Source organism: Actomonas spartinae (genome assembly GCF_051209155.1).
GTDB lineage: Bacteria > Verrucomicrobiota > Verrucomicrobiia > Opitutales > Opitutaceae > Actomonas.
Map to the genome: position 1 here is coordinate 1,081,682 of NZ_JBPJGB010000002.1, position 13,099 is coordinate 1,094,780.

8 protein-coding genes are annotated in these 13,099 nt (G+C 65.0%); all 8 read right to left on the minus strand.

Features of this window, described 5'->3' with window-relative positions; all coding sequences use genetic code 11:
• Positions 1 to 181: 181 nt before the first annotated feature.
• Complete coding sequence (locus tag AC0MRV_RS12110) at positions 182 to 961, minus strand: class I SAM-dependent methyltransferase (protein ID WP_472764734.1); 780 nt, start codon at positions 959 to 961, stop codon at positions 182 to 184.
• 133 nt (positions 962 to 1,094) lie between these two features.
• Positions 1,095 to 2,228 (minus strand): RsmB/NOP family class I SAM-dependent RNA methyltransferase, encoded by a 1,134-nt coding sequence (locus AC0MRV_RS12115; RefSeq protein WP_472764735.1) that lies wholly within the window; start codon positions 2,226 to 2,228, stop codon positions 1,095 to 1,097.
• Positions 2,229 to 2,263: 35 nt separating this feature from the next.
• Positions 2,264 to 4,150: a S9 family peptidase gene (locus AC0MRV_RS12120; RefSeq protein ID WP_472764736.1), complete on the minus strand. Its 1,887-nt coding sequence runs from the start codon at positions 4,148 to 4,150 to the stop codon at positions 2,264 to 2,266.
• 145 nt (positions 4,151 to 4,295) lie between these two features.
• Entirely contained in the window at positions 4,296 to 6,404 is a 2,109-nt protein-coding gene (locus tag AC0MRV_RS12125; RefSeq protein ID WP_472764737.1) for a response regulator, read from the minus strand.
• Complete coding sequence (locus AC0MRV_RS12130) at positions 6,401 to 8,569, minus strand: response regulator (protein WP_472764738.1); 2,169 nt, start codon at positions 8,567 to 8,569, stop codon at positions 6,401 to 6,403. The genes AC0MRV_RS12125 and AC0MRV_RS12130 overlap by 4 nt, the downstream gene beginning before the upstream one ends.
• Positions 8,566 to 10,254: an ATP-binding protein gene (locus AC0MRV_RS12135; protein ID WP_472764739.1), complete on the minus strand. Its 1,689-nt coding sequence runs from the start codon at positions 10,252 to 10,254 to the stop codon at positions 8,566 to 8,568. Before AC0MRV_RS12135 ends, AC0MRV_RS12130 begins: the two co-directional genes overlap by 4 nt.
• Positions 10,251 to 10,823 (minus strand): YfiR family protein, encoded by a 573-nt coding sequence (locus tag AC0MRV_RS12140; RefSeq protein ID WP_472764740.1) that lies wholly within the window; start codon positions 10,821 to 10,823, stop codon positions 10,251 to 10,253. The genes AC0MRV_RS12135 and AC0MRV_RS12140 overlap by 4 nt, the downstream gene beginning before the upstream one ends.
• 6 nt (positions 10,824 to 10,829) lie before the next feature.
• Positions 10,830 to 12,920 carry a TonB-dependent receptor plug domain-containing protein gene (locus tag AC0MRV_RS12145; protein ID WP_472764741.1) on the minus strand — a complete coding sequence of 697 codons (2,091 nt, stop codon included), beginning with the start codon at positions 12,918 to 12,920 and terminating at the stop codon, positions 10,830 to 10,832.
• Between the last annotated feature and the right edge of the window lie 179 nt (positions 12,921 to 13,099).

The following is a 13,099-nucleotide window of genomic DNA, read 5'->3' on the forward strand; positions in this document are numbered from 1 at the left end:
AGAAGTTTTTACAGGAGAAAACGGAGGGCAACAGAGCCAATCCGATGAAACGATTTTTTACAGAAGGGAACGAAGGAAACCCAAGCCTTCAGCCTGATCACCTTCGTTCTCTTTGTTACCTTCTGCAGAACTGCATCCTGGCGGCTCTGTTTCCCTCTGTTTCCTCCTGTGAAAAAGCACTTTAGGCATGGGCGACCCAGAAGCGGCATTCGTCGGAGAAATCGCGGACAGCGCGGGACTCCTTGGCGATGTCGCGACGCATGGCATCCCAGGTGTGGATCCAGCCGGTGGCCTTGAGGTCGGCGAGAATCTCCTCGCGGTCGGGCAGGTGCATGAAGGTGCGGCCGAGGTCGTCCTCGAAGTAGCGGTCGCCGAATTCGACGAGGATGGGGTCCTGTTTGCCGGCGGCCCACTGTTTGGCCTCATACCACCAGGCTTTGCGCTCGTGCGGTGAGTGGTCGCGGTCGTGGGTGGTGAAGATGAAGGGCGCGCCGGGGCGGGCGAGAGCACGCAGCGACCGCATGGCTGCGCGGCGGTTGCGGCGGCGCGGGATCTGCATGAGTCCGTTGAACATGAACAGCACCGCATCGAAGCGTTTGTCACGTAGGACGTGACAAGAGGCGGCGCGGCGGGCGTCGGCGTGGAAGAGGGTGATGGCGTCGCCGGTTTCGCGTTCGAGGAAGAGCGACTGGGCCATGGCGCAGAGTTCCTCGGCGAAGTCGAAGGCGTGGAGGTTGCGATAGCCGGCTTCGAACAGGCCCATGGTGACCCGGCCGGCCCCACAGCCGGCCTCCAGGATCGGCGCGGTGGGGGCGGTGGGTAGGAACTTTTCGAATACAGCTCGCTCCGAAGCCCAGAGCCCCAGCTTGTGCGCGGCCCGGGTGTAGTGAACCACGGCGCGCAGGTCGTTGAAGTCGGCGCGAACCTGGCGGAACGAAATCTTGGCGGAGTGAGTAGGCAAAGTGGTGGGTATTTTTACAGGAGGAAACAAAGGGAAACAGAGCCACTCCGCCGTCGCCCATAGTATTGTTACCTCCGGTTAAAAGATGTTTGGGCTGACGGCTCTGTTCCTCTCTGTTTCCTCCTGTAAGAAATCAGCGGTTGAATGCACGTTTCCAGCCGGCGAGGAACATGCCGTTGGCATTCCATTCGGACAGGCCGATGGTGGCTTGCGGGCCCTGGTCGAGGAGGGGGAGGGGTTGGAGCTCGGGATGGGCGGTGGTGAAGGCGTCGGCGATGGCGGTGGTTTCGCTGCGGGTGAGGGTGCAGACGGCGTAGATCAACTTGCCGCCAGGTTTGAGCGCGGGCAGGGCGTGCTCGAGGAGCTGGCGCTGAATGACCGCGAGCTCGGCGACGTCGGTCGCGCTGGTGGTCCAGCGGGCGTGAGGATTGCGGCGCCAGGTGCCGAGGCCACTGCAGGGGGCGTCGATGAGGATGCCGTCGAATTTGGTTTTGGTCGGCAGCTTGGCGCCGCCCTCCCAGGTCGCGATGCGGAGGTTGAAGACCTCGGCCCGGGCCGCGCGTTGTTTGAGTTTCTGCAGGCGGCCGGTGTGGCGGTCGGTCGCCCAGATGAGGCCCTTGCCCTCGAGGAGCTCGGAGAGGTGCAGGGTCTTGCCGCCTTCGCCGGCGCAGGTGTCCCACCAGGTTTCGCCGGGTTGGGGCGCGCAGGCGTGGCCGACGAGCTGGGAGCCGAGGTCCTGGATTTCGAGGTGGCCCTGCTGAAAGGGTTCGGTGCGGAAGATGTCCTGATTCCCTGAATACAGCAGGCCGGTGCGGTCGGCCGGGGCGGGGGCGGGGGTGACCTGTTTCAGGAAGCGCGCGATACGTTGGGTGTAGGCAGGGCGGGTGCGCAGCCAGAGTGGCGGCGGCGTTTGCAGGGCGCGGAGATCCTCGGGCGAGAGATCGACCTCGGCCTGAGCCCAGTCGGGCAGGGCGAGGGCGGCGAGAGCCTGGGGTTTGATGTTGGCGGGGTTTTGTTCGAAGCGCGCCTGCAGTTGCATGGCGGCGGCAATGCGAACGGGCAGGGCGGCCTTGGGATCAAGCCAGCGGTGCCAGCGGGCGGAGGCGAAGACGGCCTGGACGATGGCGCTCTTTTCGTCGGGCGACAGGCGGCGCTGCCGGGCGAAGGCTTCGCGCAGGACGGCGTCGGCCGGCTGGCCGGGTTTGCCGCCGGAGAGCAGATGGGCGGCACGCTGGGCGGTGGCGTCGAAGGTGGAGGGACGAGGCATGGTGACGGAGAGCGGCGATTCGGCGCCGCATCCGGTCACTTTGCCAAGTTTTTCTCCAGGAAGGCGAGCAAGGCCTCCGTGTAGGCTTTTTGATCGGGAAGTGCGAAGGACCCAGAGGAATTGGTTTCACCGAGGAACACTTCCACCGGAGTTTGGTTGTGCTCCAATATCTGCCGAAGTTTGGAGATCTCTTCGTTGCTGTGGGAGCGGGTGCGCTTTTGGTCGGCGAGGAAGACGCTGCCGGTGATCCGGTCGGCAAAGTCCAAGGGCTTGAGGGCCGGCACGGCAGTGGCCTCATCGAAGCCGGCTTGGTCCAACCGCGACCGGTAGTAGCGGTAGAGGCGGGGGTGGAAGACGCGGAAGCGTCGCACGGCACGGTCGAAATCGAAAATCGCAAAGGAGCTGTGGGTGCAGCGAAAGAGCTCGGGGGCGGTGACCGAGGCGCCCATGGCGAGAAAGCCGCCGGTCTTTTCGCCCAGCACGGCGATGCGCTGGGGGTCGATGATGCCGGTCCGGGCGATGCCGCGGGTGGCGGCGATGATATCGGCGACGCTTTGATCGAAGTTCCATCTTTCGGTGATGCGGTCGGGGATGAGGTAGGCGCTGACCGCCCGATGATTCGGTTGCAACACGGCGTAGCCGCGCGAGGCCAGCAATTGGACGAACGGGCCGTAGCGCCAGGTGGCGTGCGAATCGTCGGCGATGACGATGAGGGGCGGCGGGTTTTCGCGGGAGCTGCCCAGCGGCAGGGTGAGATAGCCTTCCAGCGTGAGCCCATCGGCGGCGGGAAAGCGGACGGGCTGGGTTTGAGCGCCGGGGAAGTCGGCGAGGTGCGGGGCGCGTTGGGCCACGACTTCAACGGAACGTTTGTCGAGGTCGACCAACATGAACTCACCGGGCTCGGTTGCGCTTTCACTGCGGAAGAGGAAGCGGCGTTCGGCCTCGTCGGTTTCCAGGAGCAGGTTTACGCGCTGGGGGCGTTGTTGATGGACGGCAGTGTGGGCCAGGGCGTAGTCATCGTCGAACCAGCGTTGGGTGGGGCGGTCGCGGTGGTAGCTCACGCCAACGACGCGCGCGGCGCGGCGGGAGTAGAACAGGTGGGCATGATCGAGGCTGTAGGTGTCGTCGGTGAGGAGCGGTTCCTCCCAGGAGGCGGTTTCGACGTCGTAGCGACTGAGTTGGGCCACGCCGTCAATCGTTTGCGCCGCCCAGATTTTGCGGGCGCCGTTTTCCACCAAACGGATGCGAGTGAAGTCGGGATCGAGGTGCACGCGGGTGGAGGCCTCAGTGGCGGGATCGTAGTGGTAGACGACGTTTTCGCCGCGCAGGAGTCCGATCAACAAGGTGGGTTCGCCGGACGGGTCGCTCCAGTAGGACCAAATGTTCGCTTCATCCGGCAGGGCAAAGGATCGCGCCGGGAAGAATTCTCGCGCTTGGCCGAGTGGGTGGGTTTCGCGCAATGGGTTGCCGGAATCGACCTCGAAGAGTCGTTCGATGCGGCTGTCGGTGACGGCGCGATGGCTGACCACGAGGTGGCCGGGGCGAGCCCGCGGGTGACCGACGAATGACACCTCGCGGCCGGATACCAAGGGTTGGGGATCGCGCAGCGGATCACGGTCGACGACGAAGAGCGCTTCGACGCCGTTGTCGGTGTAGGAGCCGAAGAGGGCGAGGTGTTCGTCGTCGAACCATTCGACGCGGTCGAAACCGAAGGAGCGTTTGGCGCGCAGGGCGGTGAGTTTGCCCGTTTCGAGGTCGGAAACGACGAGGTTGCGGCGGCCGTCCGCGTCGCGATTGATCGCGGCCAGGTAGCGGCCGTTGGGCGACAAGCTGGGCGCGTTGATGGTCCAGGGCCGCAAGTAGTCGGCCACCGGAATGGGCTGGGGTTTGTCGGCCGCAGGCAGAACTGCGGGGATCAGCATGAGGGCGAGGAAGCCGGCCAGCTGGCCTCGCGAGCGCCATCTCTGCAAAAGGATGGATGCCATGGATCTCCCCATGACGGAATCCTCCGCGATGGCGAAACCTAAGTGGCGGGCGGGCCGATTTGTAACGTCGACCGACGGAGGATCAGACCTCGTCGGTGGGCTTCAGGAGCTGGCGCATGCGGCGGAGCAGTTTGCCGATGTCGTAGGGCTTGAGCAGGAGGGTGCAGCGCTCGAGCAGTTCCTTGGGCGCGGCTTCCTGCACGAGGGCTTCGGAGTAACCGGTGGCGAGCACGATGGGCAGGTCGGGGCGCAGCTCCAGCAATTCGGTGGCGAGCTCGGTGCCGCTCATGCCTTTGGGCATCACCATGTCGGAGAAAACAAGGTCAAAGCCGCCGGCTTCGTGCCATTTCTGCAGAGCGGCGGGGCCGTTTTCGGCGGTGGTGGTGTCGTAGCCGTGGCGACGCAGCACGCAGCTGATGAGTTGGGAAACCACGGCGTCGTCCTCGACGACGAGGATGCGTTCAGTGCCGCGGAGTTGATTGGAGTCGGCAGGGATGCCGGTGACGGGAAAATCGGTCGGCGGCGGCTCTTCCTGGACCTCGGTGACGGGGAGCAGCAGCGAGAAGGTGGAGCCGTGGCCGACGCGGGTCTGCACGTCGATCCAGCCGCGGTGTTGGCGGGCGATGCCATAGCTGGTGGCGAGGCCGAGGCCGGTGCCTTCGCCGACGGCTTTGGTGGTGAAAAACGGATCGAAGATGCGCGGCAGGATGTCGGACGGGATGCCCGGACCGTTGTCTGACACGCTGACCTTCACGTAGGTGCCGGCGCTGGCGTTGGGGTGGGCGGCGGCGGTGGAATCGTCGATCTCCACGACGTCACCCGACAGCTCGATGCGGCCGCCGCGCCCGAGGGCATCGCGGGCGTTGCTGACGAGGTTGAGGATGACCTGCTCGACGTTGGCTTGGTCGGCGCGCACGGCGGGCAACTTGGCGGGGCAGTTGAAGACGAGTTCGTAGGCGCTGCCCACGAGTTTGGTGAGCAGGGGCTGCAGGTCGCCGACGACGGCGCACAGGTGCAGCAGTGATTCCTGCACGACCTGTTTGCGGCTGAAGAGGAGCAACTGGCGGGTGAGGGCGGAGGCGCGCTTGCCGGCGGCCAGCACCTGTTCGAGATCGGCGCGCAGGTCGGGGGCGAGGTCTTCGCGTTCGAGGGAGATCTGGGTGAAGCCCTGCACCGCGGTCATGACGTTGTTGAAGTCGTGCGCGACGCCGGCGGCGAGTTGGCCGATGGCCTCCATCTTCTGCGACTGGCGCAGTTGGCGCTCGAGTTCCACCTTGGCGGTCTCTTCCTGGAAGATCCAGATGCAGTGCGGTTCGTCGTTGATGATGATGCGACGGGCGAAGTAGCGGAAAAAGCGGGTGGGCAGCGAATCGGTCGCGGCCACCTCGGCCGAGTCTTCGATGGATTCGCCTTTGGCGAGCCGCGCGAGGCCTTGGCGCCAGGTTTGTTTGTCGCCGATGCCCGGAAAGGTTTCCACATCGAGACCAATGGCTTGCTCGCGGCTAAGGCCGAACAAGGTGACGTAGGCTTCGTTGACGTCGACGATGCGACCGGCGGGGAGGGTTTGGATACACTGGGCGAGGGGGCTGGCGCTGAACGCTTCGGAGAAGCGTTCTTCGGCGACTTTCAGTTGGTCGGTGCGTTGGCGCACGGTCGCGCCGAGATCGGCGACACGGGCCTCGGACTCGCGCGAGAGGTCCCACTTGCGAATGAGCGCGTGAGCGAGCTGAACCACCTCGATGTTGTCGAAGGGTTTTTTAAGAATGATCAGGCTGTCGGAGGTGCCGAGGGAGCGCGTGAGTTCCTTCCACGAGTAGTCGGAGTAGGCGGTGCAGATGACGACCTGCAGGCGGGGATCGACTTCCCACAGGCGGCGGATGGTTTCCACGCCGTCCCAGCCGGGCGGCATTCGCATGTCGACAAAGGCGACCTGAAAGGGCGTATCGGTGACGATACTCTGTTTCACCTCCTGCAGGGCTTCCTGGCCCTGGTAGGCATGGCTGAGTTGAAATTCGGGCAGGGTGTGTTGCTCGTCCTTGGCGTCGCCAAACATGGCGGCCTCAAGGTCGTCGATGGCGGCCTGATTCGAGCCGGCTCCCGGAATGAGAATTTTCCGGAAGTCGTCGTGAATATTAGGCGTGTCATCCACGATGAGCACACGCCTGGGGCCAGTGTGGGCGGAGGCGCTCATGTGTCTTGGACCGAGAATGCGGTAGGACGAAGGGACAAATGTCGATGCAGGAAGGTGACCAAGGCGTCGGGATTCACCGGTTTGGCAATAAAATCATCCATGCCGGCTTCGAGGCAGTCGTTGCGTTCGGCGAGCGTGGCTCCGGCGGTGAGGGCGAGAATGGGGGTGCGGGGGGCACCTCTCTCCGTTTCGTAGCGACGGATTTCCCGGGTGGCGGCGAAACCGTCGAGCACGGGCATCTGGCAATCCATCAGCACCAGGTCGAATTCGCCGTCCTTGAAGCGATCGACGGCGGCCTGGCCGTTGGCGACCACCTCGGCGCTGAGATGAAGTTTTTTGAGCAGGCCGCGGGTGACCTTTTGGTTCACGAGGTTGTCCTCGGCCACGAGCACGCGGGCGAGGGGGGCGACGTGGGCTGCGGGTGGGGCCGAGGGCACGATGCGGGCGGCGTTCTGGTCGCGCCAGTGGGCACGCAGCAAGCGGTCGAGGAGGACCTGCCGGCGCAGGGGCTTGGAGAGGCAACCGATGAGACCGAGCTCGCGTTGTTTGGCTTCGTCGGGGTGGAAGCCGACGGAGGTGAGGAGCAGGGTGGGCGGAGGTTGGGCCAACTCCTTCCGGATACGGCGGGCGCACTCGAGGCCGTCCATATCGGGCATCTGGAAGTCGAGCAGGACGAGGTCGTATTGGTTGCCGGCGGCGCTGGCGCGGTGGAGTTCGGCGAGGGCTTTGTCGCCGCTGGTGACGTCGTGGTGTTCGATCTGCCACGTGGCGAGCAGACGGGTGAGCAGCTTGCGGTTGGTGGCGTTGTCGTCGACGACGAGCATGCGGCGACCGGCGAGCGGCGAGGGGTCGGCGGCGGAGTGGGTCTGGACGGCGGGGTCCTCGGAATCGGGCAGGGGCAGGGTGAAGCGGAAGGTCGAGCCGCTGCCGGGGGTGCTGGTGGCGTCGAGCTGCCCGCCCATGAGCTCGACCAGGCGGTGGGAGATGGAGAGGCCGAGTCCGGTGCCGCCGAAACGGCGCGTGGTGGAGGCGTCGACCTGGGTGAAGGGCTGGAAGAGGCGGGCGAGGTCGGCCGCGGAGATGCCGATGCCGGTGTCGGAAACGCGGAAGTGGAGTCCGCCACCGTCGGCGCGGTGCACGTGCAGGGTGACCTCGCCTCGGGCGGTAAATTTGATGGCGTTGCCGACGAGGTTGAAGAGGACCTGGCGCAGGCGGGTCGCGTCGCCGGTGACGGAAGTGGGCAGGTCTTCGGCGAGATCGGCGACGAGCTCGATCTGTTTTTCGGCGGCCTTGGGGGCGAAGAGGTTGATGACGCTGGCGATGGCCTCGTCGATGAGGAAGGGCTGGTTTTCGAGCTCCAGTTTGTCGGCCTCGATCTTGGAGAAATCGAGGATGTCGTTGAGAAGGGCGAGCAGGGTCTCGCCGCTGCTGGCAATGGTTTCGGTGTAGTCGCGCTGGGTCTCGTCGAGCGGGGTTTCCATGAGCAAGGCGCACATGCCGATGACGCCGTTCATGGGCGTGCGGATTTCATGGCTCATGTTGGCGAGGAAGGCGCTCTTGGCGTGGTTGGCTTGCTCGGCGGCTTCGGCCGTGCGGGCGAGTTCGGCGGTGCGCGAGGCGACGATGTCTTCGAGGTGCTCGAGTTTCAGGCCGGCGGCGCGGGCGAGGCGCCACTTTTCGGAGAGGGCGCAGGCGAGCTGCAGGACTTCGATGTTCTCAAAGGGTTTCTTGAGGATGATGAGTTTGTCGCTGCGCCCGAGCTCGGCGGTGATGGTGGCCCAGGAGTGGTCGGAGAAGGCGGTGCAGATGACAATCTGGAGGTCGGGGTCGAAGGCCCAGACGCGTTTGATGGTCTCGAGTCCGTCCCAGCCCGGGGGCATGCGCATGTCGACGAACGCGACGGAGAACGGGCGTTTGTCGGCCACGCTGCGCGCCACGAGATCGGCGGCTTCCTGGCCCTGCATGGCATGAATGAGCTCAAAAGTCTCGCACTTGAGGGGCTGGGGCGTGGGCGCGGGTTCGTCGTCGAAGAAGGCCTGTTCAAGTTCGTCGAGCGAGCGGCTGGCCGTATCGTCGGCGGGGCCGAGGATTTTGCGGAAGTCTTCATGGATCGACGGCATATCGTCGACCACGAGAATGCGGGCGGTGGGCGCGGAGTCGCTCATAGCTGAGAGGAGTCGATGGACGCGGAGGGGCGGTGGGGCCGGGACGCAGGAGCTTTGGCCAGGGTGGCACGAGGGCTCTTCGGCAAGGTGAGGGTGAAGAGGGCGCCGGTGCCGAGGCCGTCGCTGTGCACAGTGAGGGAGCCGCCCATGCGTTTGGCGGCGAGCGCACCGCTGTGCAGGCCGAAGCCATGGCCGTCCTCGCGGGTGGTGAAACCGTGTTGGAAGACGCGGTTGAGGTTCTCGGGAGAAATACCGACGCCGTAGTCGCGCACGGTGAAGGAGATGGAGCCGTTGACGAGGTTGCTGCCCAGCACGATGCGGCGGCGGGCGGCTGCTTGGATTTTGACGGCGTGAACGGCGTTGCTCACAAGGTTGACGAGGATCTGCAGGGTGTTGTGGCGATCGGCCACAAAGCGCAGGTCGGGGGTGTAGTCGGTCTCGAGTTGGACCTCGTGGCGTTTGATCGAGGCGACGTGGATGCGGATGGCGTCGTCGAGCAGGTCGGAGGCGACGAGGTTTTCCTCCACGCCGGCGCTGCGGGCGAGGCTCTGCTGCGCGGCGACGACCTCTTTGATGTGCTCGATGTTGGTGTTGAGGGTGAGCATCTCCTCGCGCAGGTGGCGGTTTTCCTCGACGAGGTTTTGGTTCAACTCACAGACGAGTTTGGGCAGGAGTTTGGCCTTGGGGTTGGTTTGGTAGAACGCGGTGGGATCGTCGCGGTGGGGGGCGAGGAGTTCGGCGGTGCGCTGGAGGGTGGCGAGGCGGGAGCCCTCGAGGCGTTCGCGGATGAGTTGGGCGGAGACATTGACGCTGTTGAGCACGTTGCCGACGTTGTGCAGCACGCCGGTGGCGACCTCGGCCATGCCGGCGAAGCGGGAGGATTCGACGAGGGCTTTTTCGAGGCGGGCGCGTTCGGCGATCTCGTTGTTGAGTGCGGTGTTGGTGGTGCGCAGGTCGCGGTCGGCGAGCTCGAGCTTGTCGAGCATCGCGTTGAAGGTGCGGGTGAGCTGGCCGACCTCGTCCTGGCCGGCGTCTTCGGCGCGCACGCGGTAGTCACCGGTCTCGGCGATGTGGGCGGCGCTGGCGGCAAGGCGTTTGAGCCCGGTGAGGAGGAAGCCGGCGAGGAACCAGATGAGGGGCACGATCACGAGCATCGTGATGGCCAACAGGGTGAGCAGCGCGGGCAGGAAGTTGCGCAGGGTGTCGTAGAAGACCGGTCGATAGTCCGCGACCATGACCATCTGGCCAAAGTTCTCACCGCGGTAGCGCAGGGGCTGGCGGATGACAAGTTGCCAGCCCACGAAGAGGGAACGTTCGTCGGTGTCGAGGTTGTGCGTCTCGTCGAGGTCGCTTTCGCCGAAGCGGTGCAACACCTGACCGTCGAGGTTGATGAGCTCGGCTTCGGTGACCTCGGGGCGGGATTGCAGGACGGCGAGGGCGTCGCGCATGCCGTTGTCGTCGCCAAAAGAGATGGGCGCGACGGCGTAGTCGGCGACGATGCGCGAGAGGGCCTCCATGTCTTTGCGGAACTGCGAGCGCTGGTGGAATCCCTGATGGGCAAAGAGCGCGAGGGAGGCGACAAGGATGGCCAGCAGGCTGGTGCCGGCGACCGTGAGCAGGATCTTCCCGCGCAGGGAGGCGTGATGCGGGGTGGTGGCGATGCCGTGTTCGGGCGGGGCGCTCATGGTTGATCCTTTACGACCTCGGCCAGGCGGGCGAGCTGGCCACTGAGGTTGAGGCGGGCGCGGTGGGCGGCGGCCAGGTTGATTTGGAAACGAAGGGTGTCGCCGCGGGGCACGAGTCCGATGGTGCCGTAGCGGCTGGCGAATTCGGGTGATTCGCCGACCAGCAGCACGCTGTGGCGGGAGAGGTGCTCAAGGAGTTCGGCGGCGAGGGGCTCGGCGCCGCTGTGGACGAAAAGGACATGGGGCGGGGCACTGGCGGGATCGTAGGGAAACACCGCGATCGGATGGCCTGCAACCTCCTTGCCCGCCAGCGCGTCGGCGATGGCGCCAAAGGCGTGCTCCGGGGCCCAAACGGCGATGCGCAGCGGCACTTGATCGGGGAGGACTTCCGGCGGCCATTCGACGAATTTGGCGAAATTGAAAATGAACGCCGCCTTCACGCGATATTCGAGACCTTGGGCCTGAGTGCCGAAGGGAAGGCAACCGAGTGCGATGGCGGTGCACAGCATCCGCAGCCAGCGGGGGAATCGCTGGCGGATGCGGAAGGTGGCTGCAATGGGCCGAGGCATGGCGGCTTAGCGGGAGAAGGTGACCCGCAGAAAGAGGCTGCGGCTCAAGTTGGCCTCGGTGTCGCGAGTGATCGGGTCGGGGTATTCGCGGTGGATGGATTCGAGGAGGTCGCGACCGATAAGCTCGACCTGCCAGTCGGGTCGGGGACGCCAGGCCAACCGGGCGTGCAGGCCGGTGTAGGCGGGGATGCGGCCGGCTTCGAGGGAGTCAGCGTGTTGTATCGCGAGGTCAATCGCGAGGTCGTCGTGGGGTTTCCAGTTGAGCTCGCCCCGGGTGATGCGGGCGGGGCTGCTGATCGTATAGAGATCGAGCGAGAACTGCGTGGCCTCGGTGGTGGTGGCGGCGTTGTCCCTGAGGTCGTGGTCGATCCAGGAATGGGAGGCGCCCAAATGGAGTGTGGGTGAAGCGTGCCAACTGACGTTGAACTCCCCGCCGGTGGTGTGGCCGGAGACGGTATTCACGGTGAGCACGTCGATGTCGAAATACGGGATGGGCGCATTCAGGACCGGCGTGACGGCGCTGTTGGTGAAACCGCGGACGTCGGAGTATTCGTTGAAGAACACCGTGGCCTCCACTTGGAGACGAGGTTCCGGCGCGAAACGGTAGCCCAATTCGAAGGCTTCGAGATGCTCGGATGAAAAGTCTTCGGAACCCCGAACGTTGACCGCGATGGGCAGCGGGATGGCGGGGGGATTGGCCGGCTCGACGAAACCGAAATAATCCACGCCGTTCTCCGCTCGGCTCGGGGTGCGGGCCGCTTTGGAATAGGCCGCCCACACGCGGTGTTGGGCATGCGGCGCCCAGATCGCGCGCAGCGACGGTTGAAACTCCCAGCCCGAGTAGGAATTGCGCTCGATCTTGGTTCCCGCGCTGACGCGCAGTCGGTCGCGGATGAGTTCGAATTCGTCCTGCAGGAACCCGCCGAAGAAGACCACCGCCGCCTGAGGCTGTTGGAAGCTGAAGATGCCGTTGGACGAGAGCTCGTCCTCCGTGCGTCGGTAGGTGAGACCGGTGAGGACCTCGTGTCCGGGCAGCGGTTTCAGTTTGGCTTGCAGGTCGATGAGAGCGGTGTCGCGCGTTTCGCGCAGGGAGTCGCGGTTGTCCCGCACGTGGTCCACACTGGCGAAGGCCTCGAGTTTTCCCTCCCAGATTGGCAGCGGTTGCTGCCAGCGCGCAGATAGGTTGGTGGACAGGGCGGCGCGGGACTCGGTGAAAGCGCGGCGATAGGGCGGGGTAAATTGCGGCAGGGAGGCGAGCCCGGTGGTGTCCAGGTCGCGCCATTCGGCGATCACGGTGAGGCGACGCTTGTCGTCGACGCGGTGGTCCAATCGGGAGCCGATCAAGCGGGTGTCCCAGCGATGGGTGCCGATGAACGGGCGAGTGCCGGGGGCGGATTCCTGGTGCTGGGCTTTTGCATACCAACGGATGGCGGTTTGGTCGCCCAACTTGGCGCCGTAGCGCAGTTCGGCCAACTCGAGCTGGTTTTTGCCGACGGCGACCGCGGCGTGGCTGCCGAGGGTGTCGAAGGCCGACTTCGAAACGATGTTGATGAAGCCGTTCATCGCGTTGGCCCCCCACAGGGACGCGCCCGGGCCGCGCAGCACTTCGATCCGCTCAAGGTCGCCGAGGATCAGGTCGTGCATGCCCCAATTGGTGCCGGAGAACGTTCCGTCGAGCAGGGAGCGTCCGTCGGATACCACGAGGAGCTTGTTGGCGCTGTTGTCGTTAAACCCGCGCACGCTGATGGCGTAGTTGAAGGTGTCGGCTCGTCCGATCTGCATGCCAGGCACACCGCGCAGGGTTTCGGGCAGGGTGGTGGCACCGCTGCGCACAATGTCTTCGGTGGAAAGGACGGTGGCGGCGGCCGGGTAGTCGACCAAGGTGTTCTCGGTGCGGCCAAGGGTCGTGGTGCTCACCAGCGAAAGCTCCTCCAAGCCGAGCGTCGTAAAGTCAGTGAATTGGGCACGCAGCACCGTTGTGATGGCCCCGAGCGCCAGCACCAAACACCACGCGCGAATCGGTCGAACGTGGGAAACCGTCGACCGGTCAGGTCGGCGGCCTCGAATGTGGAGGAATTGCATCTTAGAGTGACTCAACGGCGCAGGGGAAAGGGACTTTAGGGAAGTTGCTCGGGTCGAGGCGGCGCAAAGGGTGAATACGAGTTAAGTGTGTTCATTTTTAACCTGATACAAACGCGGCGCAATTGGGGAAAACACGAACCCGAGCATCCGGACATCTGCGCCCTCCGGGGCGATGAAACGAAGACACCCGCCCG